Here is a 14,382-nt window from a genome sequence, read left to right as displayed (position 1 = left end):
ACAGCCAGCGACTGTGCGTGATTGCATTCTAGGCGAAGCGTTCCGGCTTGCCCGCCGGGTCTGCCCTAGGGTCCGTTCCCCCTGATTCAGGGATTAGAGCTGGCCCATCGCGAGTTGTACGGCCAGACTGCTCACCGACACGGCCGCCCACACACCGAGCCCCAGCAGAATCGGACGCACCCCCGTCGATGCCATGCGGCGCAGGTTCGACGACAAGCCAATGGCGGTCAGTGCCACGATGATCAGGAATTCGGCCGCTTCGTGAATCCACGGTTGCAGCGTCGTCGGCACCAAACCAGCCGTGCGGATGCCCGATGCAATCAGGAAGCCCAGGATGAACCACGGGAAGATGCGGGCGAGGCTGAAGTTACCGGCACCGGATTTTTTGGCGCGATACGCCACGATTGCGGCCAGCGTCAGACAAATCGGGATGATCAGCGTGGCACGGGTCAGCTTGACGATGGTCGCGTAGTCACCGGCTTCCTTGCTGTAGCTGTAACCGGCGGCCACCACCGACGACGTATCGTTGATCGCCGTGCCCGCCCACATGCCGAAGCCCAGATCCGAGAGATGGAGCATGTGGCCGAGCATCGGGAAGAGCACCACGGCGGCGATGTTGAACAGGAAGATGGTCGAGATGGCGAACGCGGTTTCGTGGTCGTCCGGCTTCACGATCGGCGTGACGGCAGCAATGGCCGACCCGCCGCAAATGGCCGTGCCCACGCCGATGAGCAACTTGAGCTTGCCGCCGACGCCCAGCATACGGCCGAGGCCCCACGCCGACAGCCCGGCTGCGGTAATGGTCACGGCCGTCACGGCGAGCGACTCGAGGCCGGTATGTGCCACTTGCGACAGGCTCAGACCGAAGCCCAGCGCGATGATCGACCACTGCAACACGTACTTCGAGGCGAACTTGATCCCGGCTTCGTAGCGAGCGCCGGGGGCAAAGATGTTGCGAACGAGAATGCCGAGCAGAATGCCGAACACCGGACCGCCGACGAGCGGCATCTGACGCCCGAGCAAGAACGCCACAAGCGCAATGACCGTCGAAAGCACCAGGCCAGCCCACGGGTTGTGCTGATCCGGCACCAGCGTGTCGGGGCGGGATGCCGTGGCGGGGCGGGCGTCGTGGGTTTTCGTTGTCATGGCAGGCACTCCTGTTGAATGCTTGCCAGTCTAAGAAAAGCGCTTCAATAATAAAAATCGTTATATCGAATACGATATATAAATATTCCCGATATTTATGGGGTGACGCGCTAAACCACTGAATTCGTTGCGCTTTCTGGCGGCGAACGCGGGCCGACGCGAGAGAAGGTCACACCGAGTGGCCTGAGATACACTCTTTCGAGCCTGCTTTACGTGACAACCAGAACCCTAAAATCCGGAGACCGTTCCTCATGTCGCAAGCTGCCGACACCCGGGCGCACCGCGCCGAGTGGTATTTCGACTTCGCCTCCCCCTTCGCTTATCTCCAGTTCGAGCGCTTCGATTCGCTGCCTGCGTCGCTCGTCGTCGAACTCAAGCCGATCGTGCTCGGGGCGATTCTCGTGCATTTGCAGACGCAGGGCCCGGCCGAGATTCCGGCCAAGCGCATCTTCACGTATCGCATGGCGCACTTCCGCGCGGAGCAAGACGGCATCGCCTTTCGCATGCCCCCGGTGCACCCGTTTCACCCGATTCGCGTCCTGCGTCTGGCCGTCGCGCTCGGGGCCACGCACGACGTGGTGCGCACGATCTTTCGTTTTATCTGGGCAGAAGGACGCGACGTCACCGACGAGGCAGGCTGGCGCGATCTGAGTGCGCGCTTGGGACTGTCGCCAGAGGAAGCGGCAGCACGCACCGAGGCCCCCGAAGTGAAAGCCGGGTTGCGCGAGAACACCGAGGCCGCCATTGCCGCTGGGGTGTTCGGCGTGCCGACGTTCGCTTGCGAGGGAGAGTTGTACTGGGGGGACGATGCGACCGCCCTGCTAAAGCACTGCCTGGCGCATCCGGAATGGCTGCGCTCGCCGGACGTCGAGCGTCTGCAACACATCACCGTCGGCGTTCGGCGCGAACGCTAAGCGCAGGTGCCCGCCCGCGCGGGGAGCTTATCGGCTGGCGCCCAGCACGAGCGGCAGCGGCACGGCGTCGGCCATAGCGGCGTAGCCCGCGTCGCTCGGGTGCGTGCCGTCGCCGCTGTCGAGCCGCGGCAACATGCGTGTCGGTTGGCCCGGGTCGCGCAGCGCGGCGTCGAAATCGATCACGCCATCGAAAGCCCCGGCCGTGCGTACCCATGTGTTCACCGCTTCGCGCACCGCTTCACGCTCGGGTGGCAGTTTGCCCGGAGGGATCGTGGTGCCGATAATTCGAACCCCTTTGGCACGTGCCGCGGCAATCAGCGTCTGATAGCCCGCGATCATCTCGGGAGCGGTCACGATCACGTGCGGTACGTCGCAATCGAGTCCCGAATGCGGCGGCACATAGCCGAAGTTGATGTCGTTGATACCGATCTGCACGACCACCGTGCGCACGCCCGGTTGCTCCAGCGCGTCGCGCCGGAAACGCGCCACGAGCCGCTCGCCGTAACACGCGGAATCGTGCAGCAGGCGATTGCCGCTGATCCCCAGATTGAGCACCGAAATATCGCGCCGCCCCGCCGCTTCCAGACGTTCTGCGAGCCGATCCGGCCAACGACGGTTGGCGTTGATCGAACTGCGCATGCCGTCGGTAATCGAGTCGCCGATCGTGACGATGGCATGTGCGGGTGCCGCCGGGACCACACTCACACCGGCAAGCCACAGCGTGTTGGTGAACTTCGTGCGAAACGGCGTGGGGAGCTCGCTGTCGACAAAATCGCCCGCACCGCTCAAGAACGCGGTTTGCTGGGCGATCTTGTGCCACGTGGTAGGCGTTTGTGCCTCACGGGTGAACAGGCTGATGGCGAGCGGCACGCCCGCACGAGCGGACAGGGCAACCGGGTCGCTTTCCAGCGAAGCCCCCGGGGCGATCTTCGCGACCGGCTGGCCGCCGAACGTCAGCGGGCGCAGCGTCGAGGCGTCGATGGCGGCCCCTCGCACGGCGCTCGCCACACTTGCACGCTCGATCACGAGTGGCTGGGTGCCATAAGCGTTGGTGAAGCGCACACGCACTTCACCGCCCGACAGGCTGGGATAGACGATTTGCCGCACCGTGCGTCCGCCGACCGCCGGGGCGCGATTGAACGACGGGGCGGCAGGATGTTGTGCCACCGCCTGCGGGGCCGTGGCCCACGTGCCCACGCGGGCATTCTGGGCGTTTTGTGCCAGGGCAGACGATCCAAGAAGGATCAGACCGGCAGCGAATAAAAAACGGAGCATCGGCGGTGTTGGGGACATCGGGGGCATCGGGTACAGCGAAGCAACGGCGCTCGAATCTTTGCCGAGGCGGCCCGGCAACAGCCGCCATTGTGCCTGAATGTGGCCGTTGGCAAGGACTTACATTACCTTACGGCCGCGCCGGAGCAAGCCAGCGCGGCCTGAGAGACTTAGCAACCTAGCGACTAAGTTGCTTAGCGGCTAAGCGGACTAGCGGCTTAGCGTGTCGAAATGACGATAGCGACGCGTCGGTTCTGCGCGCGCCCGGCAGCCGTGCTGTTGTCGGCCACCGGATTGCGCTTGCCTGCGCCGACGGTCTGAATGCCGCTACGTTGCATGCCGGCATCGACCAATACACCGGCGACGGCGTCGGCGCGACGGGCCGAGAGTTGCTCGTTGTAGGTGTCGCTACCCACCGAGTCGGTGTAGCCGTACACACGCACCTCCGACAGCCCAACCTTCACGAGCGTCTGACCGATACGAGCGACGGTCTGCCGTGCGGCATCGCGGACCACGAACTTGTCGGTGTCGAAGAGCACGGTGTCGGACAAGCCGAACTCCCAGCCTTCATCGGTCTGCACGAAGCCCTCGGATTTGAGCGCGGCGATCTGTGCCGCGGTGAGGCCATGCACGGGCGCCGTCTGGCAACCGGCGAGGACGCCCACGCCCATCAGACAAGTCAGGATGGCCAAGCGGCGGCTGAGGGTGCTCAGGCGCGAGAGATGGCTCAACACGAGGCTCGTAGCCCGGTGGATAAAGGCATGAACCGGCGAAGTGCCCGGGCGCGATTGTGTGGTGTCAACTGCGAAGTTCAAGGTGATTCCCCATTGCGGTGTGTAATCCGGTCGTCTTTATCTTTATGGTGCTGCTTATGTACTGCTGGTGTGCTGCTTAGGCGCGACTAGTTGAGACTAGTTCTACTCATGTTAGGTGCTGCGTGATCCCCTAACCCTTGGGGGTTTCCGCAACATGCCAGGTGCCGACACCGGCACGCTTGGCTTGATACATCGCCGCGTCGGCCATGCGCAGCAGCGCAGGGGCATCCGGGGCGTGCGTCGGATATAGCGCGACGCCGATACTCATGGACGTGACGATTTCGCCGCCCCCCGGCAGCGCAATCGGCTTTTCCATGGACACGAGCAAGCTCTGCGCGAGCCGCACGGCGTTGGACGTCTGACGCACCCCCGGAAGCATCACGGCAAATTCGTCGCCCCCCAAACGCGCCACCAGATCGCCCTCGCGCAACGGCTGGCGCAAGCGCTCGGCAATCGCGACGAGCACGGCATCGCCCGCGTCATGCCCCAAATGGTCGTTGATGTCTTTGAAGCGATCGCTGTCGAGGTACAGCAGCGCGACGTGCGTGCCCAACTCGTGTGCGTCGGCGAGCGCCTGCGCGAGGCGAGTCTCGAAGTACGCGCGATTGGGCAAACCAGTCAGCGGATCGTGATTCGCCTGATGGGCCAGCGTCGCGTTCTGTGCCCGCAAGTGGTTCTGCCAGCCTTCGAATTCGTCGAGCAACGCGTTGAAGTCGTCACCCAGTTCTTTGAGTTCGGCCAGCGGCGTGGCAGCCACGCGCTGGTGAAACGCACGCTCGCGGCGCACGGCGTGGGCCACTTCAGCCAACGCCCGCAGCGGCTTGACGATATCGCGGTGCATGCGTTTGGCCAGCACGTTCGCCACCGCGAACGTCACGAGCAGGCACGCCAGCACACCGCCCACACCACTCAATAGGAATACGAAGAATTGATGACCCTGCCCCTGCACTTCGATATGACCGACGACATCGCCGTCGTGACGAATCGGCAGCGTGACCGGCCCGGGCAACGCCACGTCGGCCACAGCACGCTCGAGCGTTGCCAGCGCGCCACCGTCGGGCCGCCGCCACAACGCAAACTGGGCACCGTGCGCGTCGAGCACGCGCACTTGCACCACATCTTCTTCATGCGCGATCAGGGCGATCGCTTCCTGCGCCGCCACACGATCGCCGAACACGACGGCCGCCTCGACGGTGTAGGCCAGCGAGCGGCCCAGCAACAGCAGATTGTTCTCCGCGTACACACGCAAGGCGATCCATGCCACCAGCGTCAGCGAAACCGCCGCCAGCACTACAGCGGAGACGGCGAGCCGCAAATGCGTGCGCCGCAACACGCCTTGTAGCGAGGGCCTGCGGCGGCGCCTGACCGGCTCATTGGCGGCACCCGCTAAGGCAACGCCTGCCAACGGTATGTCATGCATGGCGCCGTTGGCGTGAACCGTCTGTGCGCCTTGGGAATCGGCGGACGCGCCGCCGGGCATCTCGACCGGCGCGAGTCCGGCGAGGGGGGCGTGCCCAGACATCGGCGCGCCGGGTGGTGGGGGGATGGGGGGGCGTGGGATCGTCATGGTGTCCCCGGCTTGCGTGCCAGCTTCAGCACGTTGGGGTGAACGCGAACGCCGCTGCGCGCGACGGTATCGAGGTTGATGTCGAAGGTCACACGATCGGCATCGACGTTCAGACAGAACATCGCACCGAGCGTGCACGAGTCGTTACGCTCGCTGATCGTGAGCATCGGATGACCGGCGATATGACTGAGCAATTGCCGGCGTTCGGTATCGCTCACGGCACCGAGATAGAGCGCGTCGCACGATGTGGCAACGGAGGGGTCGCCGACCGCTATGCGCTGCGCTTCGACCGGCACACCCGCGCTCGGCAACGGGCCGGTGAGCAAATCGCGCGCGTAGTCGGTATTGCCGCTCACACACAGCCGCACCTTGGGCGGCGTTGCGGGCCAGCGCGTGAAACTGATGATGCCCAGCACGACCTGCCGCACGTTGGCCTCGCGCGTACCTGTCGTCACGGCACCACCCGCACTTGCGGCGGACGACGGCGCGCCGGCAGGGGCCACGCTGCCGGAGGCTGCGCCCGGCACCTGCGCAGTCGCGTTGCCCATGGCGAGCCACCACAGACAGAGAAAAATAAGGGCGACGCGCACGCGCGCCAACCGAGGTGTCTGGCGCTGATGCCAGGCCCCCGATGCCGTGCTGCCCGTCAACGTCCAGACGCAATACAACGCTGTAGTCCTTAATAATTTGCAGTCGTCACCGAATTTCGACACGGCGGCAAACCGCATGCCCCAATTTGGGTCAGGCCGCATCATACCGAAGCCCCGTGTACGAGGCCATATGAAGACGTGGCCCGGTAATCGGCTCGGCGACCAGACACGCAGGCCCCAACCCCTCCCATTTTCGATAGGCCACCAGCAGCGGCCGACTTCACACAGCATGCACGCGCGAACCGGTTTTCGAAAGCCCTGTCACGTCCGCATTTTCCCTTGCACGCGCGCGCCTTTACCGTGGCAGAATAAAGCGCATAACCTTTTGAAAATCAAGGTAAAACGAGCGACGAAGATCGCTCGAAAATCAAGAGATCCGCGACGCCAGGGAGGTGTTGCATGTTGCTGCTCAGTGCTGCCGTTCGACGCGCGCGACCATGAACGACCTGGTGCCGCGTCCCGTACCCGATATTCAAGCCGAGTTGAGCCGTGCCGCGCTCGACAGCGCCCCGTATGCCATGTTCGTCTGCAACGACGACGGCATGCTAGAGCGCATGAACGCTGCCTTCACCCGGCTCACGGGCTATCTGCCCGAGCATCTCGTCGGCCTGCGCAGCGTGCTGTCGTTGCTCGACCCGTCGGAACTGGCACGCCGCCGTCTACCGGCACTGGCGAGTCTCTCCCCTAACGAAGCGGTGCCTTACGACGACGAGTGGCATCTGCTCACCCACGTGCGCAGTTGGCTGCCCATCCGCCTCGCGCTGTCCTGCGTGGAACACGCCCCCGGCGAGCGCCGCTGGGTCGGCATCGTACTCGATCTGTCGCAGCAGGTTCAGGTGGCGTCCCGGCTCTGGTACGTCACCCATCACGATCCGGTCACCCAACTGCCGAACCAAACCCTGCTCAACGAACGGCTCGAACTCGCCATCCATCGCTGCGCCCGTCAGCAGGTCGGGCTCACCGTGATGCTGGTCGAACTCGATCACCTTCGCAAATTGCGCAGCACCTTTGGGCCACCCACGGCCGAGTTGGCGCTGCGCATCGCCGCCGAGCGGCTGCGCGAAGCGAGCGGGCCCGAAGACGCACTGGCGTGTCTCGGCAGTAGCCAGTTCGTCATCGTGACGAACGACACCGGCGACGCCGCGCGCTTGCTCGCATCGCGACTTCAGGCACGTCTGGCGCAATGGGCCGACGTCGACCAGAACCCGGTCGCGCTCGACGCGAGCATTGGTGCCGTGAGCTATCCCGAGCATGGCAACACGCCCGAGACGCTCCTCAGGCGCGCCCACGTCGCGCTCGCCGAGGCGAGTGCCAGCGGCGGTGGCATGCGTTTTTTCAGCAGCGAAATGGACGCGCAGGCACGCCGGCGTAACGAGCTGGAAGGCCTGCTGCGCGTGGCGGTGAACGAGCAAGCGCATTCGCAGTTGCATCTGGTTTATCAGCCGCAGGTCAGTCTGGCGGATGGCGAAATCCGCAGCGCCGAGACGCTACTGCGCTGGCGTCATCCAGTACGCGGCAACATCGGACCGGCTGAATTCATCCCCATCGCCGAGACCTCGGGGCTAATGCTGACGCTGGGTGAATGGGTCATGCAGACCGCCTGCCGCGAAGCCAGCCGGCTGCTGCGACGCTGTGGCCATTTGCCGCGCATCTCCGTGAACGTCTCCGCGCAGCAATTCGCGCGACAAGATGTCGTGGGCATGGTCGAGCGAGCGCTGCTCGCGCACGCGCTAGAGCCGCGGCATTTGGAGATTGAAATTACGGAGACTGTGTTGCTGGGCGACTCGAGCGCCGCCGTGAGCACGTTGCGATCGCTGCACGATATGGGGGTGGAGATTGCGGTCGACGATTTCGGCACGGGTTACGCGAGTCTCGCGTATCTCACGCGGTTTCCCGTCAATCGGCTGAAGATCGATCAAACCTTCGTGCGCGATATGCTCGCGCACCCGCCAAGTCTGTCCATCGTGAACGCGGTGATCGCCATGGCGCACTCGCTGGGGTTGCGCGTGACGGCCGAGGGGGTCGAGACGCAGGCACAAGCCCAGCGCCTCAAGGAGCTGGGCTGCGACGAAGCCCAAGGCTTTTGGTTTGCACGGCCCATCGATATGCACGGGCTGTATCACATCGTGGCGCCGTTAGGCAGCGGGGCTCGCCGCTAAGTCGCACTCGCATGGCATAGTGCATTCGACGTTTTTTGGCACTTCCTGACAGGACATCGGCTCCCTAATCTGAGTCCTTTCCGGAGGATTCGCCATGGTCGATTTACTGAAGCTCTCGCGTGCGCCGTGGATCGCGCATCGTACTACCGCCGTCGTTGCCGCATTGGGTATCGCCGCCGTCGGACTCGCCTTAACGCCTCCGGCGCAACGCGCCCTTCCCGGCTGGCTCGACGCGTTTTGCACGCTGGCCACGCGGGCCAACGATGCGCTCTCGGCCCACGCGTCACCGGTGCCGTCGGGCGCGGCACAATCACAGGCCATCGCCGCGATGACGGGTGCATCCGCGAACAGTGGCGCCGCTGCACGCCCGTCCACCAAGCTCACACCGCTGTCGTGCGAACCGCTCGCCAACGCGCCCGGTAAATCGGTAACCACGGCCATCGTGGAATTTCCGCCGCTGGCCTTCTCGCCGCCGCATCGGCATCCGGGTGCGGTGACCGCCGTGGTGATCGAAGGCACGATCCGGTCGCAGCTCGATGCCGGCCCACTCATCACCTACAAGACGAATCAAACGTGGTTCGAGCCGCCGGGTACGCTGCACACCCTGTCAGAAAACCCGGACCCGACGCACTCGGCCCGCTTGCTCGCGTTCTTTGTGACCGACGAGAACTGCGGCCCGCTCACGATCTACGAGCCCGCCGCGCAGCCCTCTTGAACTGGCGCGGCCCACCACACAGATCAGCGGCTCGCGCTGCGCTGACGCGGCGCGTCGAGCATGCGTGTCGCGCACAGCATGACCGCAGCGAGACCACACAGGAAGTACGTGCCGCCCAACGTTTGTGCGATGCCCGAGAGCGTGAGCCCAGCGCCGATCAGCAAGTAGTAATACAGCCCGAGTACCGCGCCGCCGGTTCCCAAGCGGTCGCGGTAACGCTCCAGTGCGTTGCTCAGAATGTTGGGAATCGCCAGCCCGAACGCTACGACCAGCAACATGACAGGCACGAGAAACCAGACGGTTTCCGAGAGAAGCAGAACGGCGGCACCGCTGAGTGTCGCCAACACGCTCGCGCTCATCACGATGCGTTGGGGCGACACGTCGCGCGCGAGCAGCCGCTTGTTGAGACTCGCGCCGACGCCCGAGCCGAGCGCTAGCGCGAGCCCCGAGTAGCCGAACATCGCCGTGCTGATCCCTAGCCGCTCGAACATGAACGGCGCGAGACTGTAGTACGAAAAGAGGCAGGTGTTGAATAGCGCGACGAGTGCCGCCGAACGCCAGATATCGAGGTCGCGCAGCATCACCCACAGCGTGGCGAAGAGCGGCACTTTCGTGACATGAAGCGGACGCGTCTCGGGCAAGCGCTTCGCGCTCCAACCGAGCAGCACGACAGCCAGCGCCGCCAGCCCGCCGAAGACGCCGACGTAACCGTGCCAGCTCGCGAGCAACGCACCCGAAAACATGCCGATCGCCGGACTCACGGCGAGCGCCATCCCCACCATCGAGAACACCTGCCCGAGTGCGGCGCCCTGGTACCGGTCGCGCAGCATCGTCTGCGTCGCCACCGATCCGACAGCCGCCCCGAATGCCGAGACCACGCGCGCGACGAGCAACGCGCCGAACGTGTCGACGAACAATGCCGCCACGCACGCGAGCGCATAGATCGTCAGACCGCACAGCATGGTCGGACGGCGGCCGATCACATCGCACATGCGCCCCCAGACCACCACACCCACGGCAAAAGCGAAGAAGTACACGGATAGCGTGCTGGCCGCAGCAGCCGGCCCCACGCCGAAGACCTCGCCGATATCGACCAGCGCCGGGCTGTAGATCGTCTCGGCAATTTGCGGAAACATCAGTAGCGCGATGGGTAGTGCCATCTCACGCCGGTTAAGCACTTGCATTGCAAACTCCTGAAAAGTGAAGGCCGCATCTTCCGGCAACACCCCCTGACGTATTATTGGTATTCCGTCTATTTATCGATCAAATCGGACATTCCATTCCGAGACGCCCGCCATGGCATGGCTTGACGCTCACGCAACGTTCGATCCCGATGCACAGCAACGCAGCGCGATCGGCATTGCCTCCACCCTCGGCAACCACGACTCCGGCGCGCATCGGCACCGCATGGGGCAGTGGCTGTTCACGCAGCACGGTTGCATTCGGATCACGCTGGCGAACCAGTTGTGTTTGTTGCCGCCCACGCGCGCCGCATGGATTCCGCCGGGTGTTTCGCATCGCGCCGTTGCCGGTACGCCGGTGGAGTACCGCTCGATTTTTCTTGGGGAACCGTGGCTCGGCAGCCTGCCCGGACAAATCGAGGTAATCGAAGTCGGTGCGCTGTTGCGCGAAGTGTTCGAACGTATCGCTTTCGCTGCGTGGGAGACCGACTGGTCGACGGGGGTCGCGAGTCATTTGCTCGCGTTGTGTCTGGCGGAGACTGCCGCCGCACAGCGTCAACCGTTGCTGCTGCCGCTGCCCAGCGATCGCCGACTCGCCCCATTGTTCGACCATCCCGAACAATTGCCGCCACCACTCGGCGATTTGGAGCGCACGGTCGGCGCCAGCGCCAGAACCATCGGCCGCATCTTTCAGCGTGAAACCGGCATGAGTTACCAGCAGTGGCGTCAGCAATGGCGCCTGATACGTGCAGTGGAGGGACTGTCGAGCGGCAAACCGCTTGCGTGGGTTGCCGATGCGCTCGGCTTCGCGAGCGAGAGCGCATTCATCGCGTTCTTCAAAGGGATGACCGGCAAGACACCGGGTCAACTGCGCCAGCAAGTTGCACGGCGTGGGCCTTGCTAATTGCGCATCCGGCCCTGCTTTTTTCGCGTCACACGCGTGTCAAGACTCGCGTGCAAGTTTAGAACGCGGTAAGGTACGTCGCGAAGGGAATCACCCCAAACGTCGTTGCAACGAGGAATCTCTCAATGAAAACCAAAGCCGCCATTGCCTGGGAAGCCGGCAAGCCCCTGACCATCGAGGAAGTCGATCTGGAAGGGCCGCGCGCTGGCGAGGTGCTGATCGAGGTCAAGGCCACCGGCATCTGCCATACGGACTACTACACGCTCTCGGGTGCCGACCCGGAAGGCATTTTCCCCGCGATTCTCGGCCATGAAGGCGCGGGCGTCGTGGTCGATGTCGGCCCCGGCGTGACCACGCTCAAGAAAGACGATCACGTCATTCCGCTGTACACGCCCGAGTGCCGCCAGTGCAAGTTCTGCCTCTCGCGCAAGACCAATCTGTGCCAGGCGATCCGTAGCACGCAAGGTCGCGGCCTGATGCCCGACGCCACGTCGCGCTTCTCGCTCGACGGCAAGCCCATCTTCCACTACATGGGCACGTCCACCTTCTCGAACTACATCGTCGTGCCGGAAATCGCCGTGGCGAAAGTGCGCTCCGACGCGCCGTTCGACAAGGTCTGCTACATCGGCTGCGGTGTGACCACCGGCGTGGGCGCCGTGGTGTATTCGGCCAAGGTTGAAGCCGGTGCGAACGTCGTCGTGTTCGGCTTGGGCGGTATCGGCCTGAACGTGATCCAGGGCGCGAAGATGGTCGGCGCCGACAAGATCATCGGCGTCGACATCAACCCGGGCCGTGTGGAACTGGCGAAGAAGTTCGGCATGACGCACTTCATCAACCCGAACGAAGTCGAGAACGTCGTCGACCACATCGTGCAACTGACCGACGGCGGCGCCGACTACTCGTTCGAGTGCATCGGCAACGTGACGACGATGCGTCAGGCGCTGGAGTGCTGCCACAAGGGCTGGGGCCAATCGTTCATCATCGGCGTGGCTGCGGCCGGTCAGGAAATCAGCACGCGTCCGTTCCAACTGGTCACCGGACGCGAGTGGAAAGGCTCGGCATTCGGCGGCGCCCGCGGACGCACCGACGTGCCGAAGATCGTCGATTGGTACATGGAAGGGAAGATCAACATCGACGATCTCATCACGCACACCCTGCGCCTCGACCAGATCAACGAAGGCTTCGACCTGATGAAGCGCGGCGAGTCGATTCGTTCGGTCGTACTTTACTGATCGAAGCGGCAATCGCGCGACCGTGACCCGCCCCGGCGAGGCAAGCGCCGAGTCACCCGATCCGGCGCTTGCGGCGGCCCACCCGCTTGCGCCGCCCGACGCGGGCGTGTCCACCGGACCGCTCGCCCGGGCACGGCGGCGGCGTCATCGCATTCGCCTCGCCATCTTCTTCACGCTGCTCGTCGCAGGTCTCGTCTTCACCACTTACAGCCTCGTGCGCGATGTCGGCCGTGCCGGCGAGCACTCGATGGCGTTGCTGCCGTTTGCGCTGCTGGTCATCGCGCTCGTGATCGCGCTCGGCTTCGAGTTCGTCAACGGTTTTCACGACACAGCCAATGCCGTGGCCACCGTCATCTACACCAACTCGCTGCCGCCCAGTGTGGCGGTGATGTGGTCGGGTCTGTTCAATTTCCTTGGGGTATTGCTCTCCAGCGGCGCCGTGGCGTTCGCCGTCGTGTCGTTGTTGCCGGTCGAACTGATTCTGCAAGTGGGATCGTCGGCGGGCTTTGCGATGGTGTTCGCACTGCTGATCGCCGCCATTGTGTGGAACATGGCGACGTGGTGGCTGGGGCTGCCCGCATCGTCGTCGCACACGCTCATCGGGTCGATCGTCGGCGTAGGGATTGCCAACGCGCTCATGCGAGGGCGCGACGTGACGAGCAGCACGGGCGGTATCGACTGGAGTCAGGTCGCCACCGTCGGCTACTCGCTGTTGCTCTCGCCGATCATCGGCTTCGGGTGCGCAGCCGCACTGTTCATCGCGCTGAAATGCTTCGTGCGCAATCCAGCACTCTACGAATCGCCCAAGCCGCGCACACCGCCGCCGTGGTGGATTCGCGGCTTATTGATCCTCACGTGCACCGGGGTGTCGTTCGCGCATGGCTCCAACGACGGTCAGAAGGGCATGGGGCTCATCATGCTGATTCTGGTCGGCACCGTGCCCATGGCCTACGCGCTCAATCACGCCATGCCGGATGCGCAAGTTGCGCAGTTCGTCGCGTCGGCACAGACGGCACAGCGCGCGCTAGCGGCGCAACCGCCACTGTTACCGTCGAGCGCGAACGCGGCAACAACTGCACAGTCCGGCACCGTGGCAACGTCGGCCCCGCGCGCCGTGCTGACCGCCTTCGTTCGCACCGAAACGCTGACGCCCGAAGTCGTGCCCGCACTGTCGGTACTCACCGGTGAGATCGCTCGGGAAGTCGCAAATCACGGCTCGTTTGCCCGTATGCCCGCCGAGTCGGTCGCCAATGTGCGCAACGACATGTACGTCGCTGCGGAGTCGATTCGTCTACTGGAGCGGCACCACGAGGTCCCGGTCGCACCAGACACTGCCCGCGCGCTCAAGGCGTTCCGGTCGCAACTCGACGAAGCCACCAAATACATTCCGTTCTGGGTGAAGGTGGCGGTCGCGATTGCGCTGGGGCTCGGCACGATGGTCGGATGGCGGCGCATCGTGGTGACCGTGGGCGAGCGTATCGGCAAGAAACACCTGACCTATGCGCAGGGTGCCTCGGCCGAACTGGTCGCGATGGCGACGATCGGCGCGGCCGACTTATACGGCTTGCCGGTATCGACGACCCACGTGCTGTCGTCGGGCGTGGCCGGCACGATGACCATCAACGGCTCGGGCTTGCAGTGGGACACCATCCGGAATTTGTTACTGGCGTGGGCGCTGACCCTGCCCGCCGCCATCGTGCTCGCAGGCGGCCTGTACTGGGCGTTCAGTCAGGTGCTGTGAGGCTCACAGCCGCGATACCTTGCCCAGACTGCGTGTCGGCGCGACCTTCCCATTTTGTAAGCCCCGTAATGCGCACAAATATTGCG

At 64.3% G+C, this 14,382-nt stretch carries 12 protein-coding genes; 6 read left to right on the top strand and 6 right to left on the bottom strand.

Annotated elements, in window-relative coordinates:
• Window positions 1-93: 93 nt before the first annotated feature.
• Complete coding sequence (locus tag ACPWR9_RS17850; protein WP_426299797.1) at window positions 94-1,146, bottom strand: YeiH family protein; 1,053 nt, start codon at window positions 1,144-1,146, stop codon at window positions 94-96.
• Window positions 1,147-1,397: 251 nt separating this feature from the next.
• On the opposite strand from ACPWR9_RS17850, the gene ACPWR9_RS17845 reads away from it, so the two are divergent.
• Window positions 1,398-2,060: a 2-hydroxychromene-2-carboxylate isomerase gene (locus tag ACPWR9_RS17845; RefSeq protein WP_426299795.1), complete on the top strand. Its 663-nt coding sequence runs from the start codon at window positions 1,398-1,400 to the stop codon at window positions 2,058-2,060.
• 27 nt (window positions 2,061-2,087) lie between these two features.
• Here the strand turns inward: ACPWR9_RS17845 and ACPWR9_RS17840 are convergent, their stop codons facing one another.
• The 4 genes from ACPWR9_RS17840 to ACPWR9_RS17825 all read right to left on the bottom strand — a co-directional run bounded on the left by ACPWR9_RS17840 (window position 2,088) and on the right by ACPWR9_RS17825 (window position 6,262).
• Window positions 2,088-3,335 (bottom strand): SGNH/GDSL hydrolase family protein, encoded by a 1,248-nt coding sequence (locus ACPWR9_RS17840; protein WP_426299793.1) that lies wholly within the window; start codon window positions 3,333-3,335, stop codon window positions 2,088-2,090.
• A gap of 215 nt (window positions 3,336-3,550) precedes the next feature.
• Window positions 3,551-4,147, bottom strand: a complete 597-nt coding sequence (locus ACPWR9_RS17835) for an OmpA family protein (protein ID WP_426299791.1) — start codon at window positions 4,145-4,147, stop codon at window positions 3,551-3,553.
• A gap of 130 nt (window positions 4,148-4,277) precedes the next feature.
• The gene (locus ACPWR9_RS17830; protein ID WP_426299957.1) at window positions 4,278-5,567 is read right to left on the bottom strand and encodes a diguanylate cyclase domain-containing protein; all 1,290 of its coding nucleotides are present in this window, start codon (window positions 5,565-5,567) and stop codon (window positions 4,278-4,280) included.
• Between the two features lie 143 nt (window positions 5,568-5,710).
• Window positions 5,711-6,262: a YfiR family protein gene (locus ACPWR9_RS17825; RefSeq protein ID WP_426312083.1), complete on the bottom strand. Its 552-nt coding sequence runs from the start codon at window positions 6,260-6,262 to the stop codon at window positions 5,711-5,713.
• 539 nt (window positions 6,263-6,801) lie between these two features.
• On the opposite strand from ACPWR9_RS17825, the gene ACPWR9_RS17820 reads away from it, so the two are divergent.
• Both ACPWR9_RS17820 and ACPWR9_RS17815 read left to right on the top strand, forming a co-directional pair.
• Entirely contained in the window at window positions 6,802-8,523 is a 1,722-nt protein-coding gene (locus ACPWR9_RS17820) for a putative bifunctional diguanylate cyclase/phosphodiesterase (RefSeq protein ID WP_426299787.1), read from the top strand.
• Window positions 8,524-8,617: 94 nt separating this feature from the next.
• On the top strand, window positions 8,618-9,238 hold the full coding sequence (locus ACPWR9_RS17815; protein ID WP_426299785.1) for a cupin domain-containing protein: 621 nt from the start codon (window positions 8,618-8,620) through the stop codon (window positions 9,236-9,238).
• 23 nt (window positions 9,239-9,261) lie between these two features.
• Here ACPWR9_RS17815 and ACPWR9_RS17810 read toward each other — a convergent pair whose 3' ends face one another.
• Window positions 9,262-10,422, bottom strand: a complete 1,161-nt coding sequence (locus ACPWR9_RS17810) for a multidrug effflux MFS transporter (protein ID WP_426299783.1) — start codon at window positions 10,420-10,422, stop codon at window positions 9,262-9,264.
• A 112-nt stretch (window positions 10,423-10,534) separates the two neighbouring features.
• Between ACPWR9_RS17810 and ACPWR9_RS17805 the strand changes: the two genes are divergently transcribed.
• The 3 genes from ACPWR9_RS17805 to ACPWR9_RS17795 all read left to right on the top strand — a co-directional run bounded on the left by ACPWR9_RS17805 (window position 10,535) and on the right by ACPWR9_RS17795 (window position 14,296).
• Window positions 10,535-11,323, top strand: a complete 789-nt coding sequence (locus ACPWR9_RS17805) for an AraC family transcriptional regulator (RefSeq protein ID WP_426299781.1) — start codon at window positions 10,535-10,537, stop codon at window positions 11,321-11,323.
• A gap of 125 nt (window positions 11,324-11,448) precedes the next feature.
• Entirely contained in the window at window positions 11,449-12,555 is a 1,107-nt protein-coding gene (locus ACPWR9_RS17800) for an S-(hydroxymethyl)glutathione dehydrogenase/class III alcohol dehydrogenase (RefSeq protein ID WP_150680855.1), read from the top strand.
• Window positions 12,556-12,661: 106 nt separating this feature from the next.
• Window positions 12,662-14,296: an inorganic phosphate transporter gene (locus ACPWR9_RS17795; protein WP_426299955.1), complete on the top strand. Its 1,635-nt coding sequence runs from the start codon at window positions 12,662-12,664 to the stop codon at window positions 14,294-14,296.
• Window positions 14,297-14,382 lie beyond the last annotated feature (86 nt).

Origin of the sequence: Pandoraea pneumonica (assembly GCF_049918595.1) — a bacterium.
GTDB classification, from domain to species: Bacteria; Pseudomonadota; Gammaproteobacteria; order Burkholderiales; family Burkholderiaceae; genus Pandoraea; species Pandoraea pneumonica_A.
Note: the sequence above shows the minus strand (reverse complement) of the source record. Positions and strands in the feature narration are given on the sequence as shown.

Coding starts and splice junctions, on each gene's coding strand:
- ACPWR9_RS17850 (WP_426299797.1), bottom strand. CDS start 1,146: ATGACAACGAAAACCCACGACGCCCGCCCCGCCACGGCATCCCGCCCC.
- ACPWR9_RS17845 (WP_426299795.1), top strand. CDS start 1,398: ATGTCGCAAGCTGCCGACACCCGGGCGCACCGCGCCGAGTGGTATTTC.
- ACPWR9_RS17840 (WP_426299793.1), bottom strand. CDS start 3,335: ATGCTCCGTTTTTTATTCGCTGCCGGTCTGATCCTTCTTGGATCGTCT.
- ACPWR9_RS17830 (WP_426299957.1), bottom strand. CDS start 5,567: ATGCATGACATACCGTTGGCAGGCGTTGCCTTAGCGGGTGCCGCCAAT.
- ACPWR9_RS17825 (WP_426312083.1), bottom strand. CDS start 6,262: ATGGGCAACGCGACTGCGCAGGTGCCGGGCGCAGCCTCCGGCAGCGTG.
- ACPWR9_RS17820 (WP_426299787.1), top strand. CDS start 6,802: ATGAACGACCTGGTGCCGCGTCCCGTACCCGATATTCAAGCCGAGTTG.
- ACPWR9_RS17815 (WP_426299785.1), top strand. CDS start 8,618: ATGGTCGATTTACTGAAGCTCTCGCGTGCGCCGTGGATCGCGCATCGT.
- ACPWR9_RS17810 (WP_426299783.1), bottom strand. CDS start 10,422: ATGCAAGTGCTTAACCGGCGTGAGATGGCACTACCCATCGCGCTACTG.
- ACPWR9_RS17805 (WP_426299781.1), top strand. CDS start 10,535: ATGGCATGGCTTGACGCTCACGCAACGTTCGATCCCGATGCACAGCAA.
- ACPWR9_RS17800 (WP_150680855.1), top strand. CDS start 11,449: ATGAAAACCAAAGCCGCCATTGCCTGGGAAGCCGGCAAGCCCCTGACC.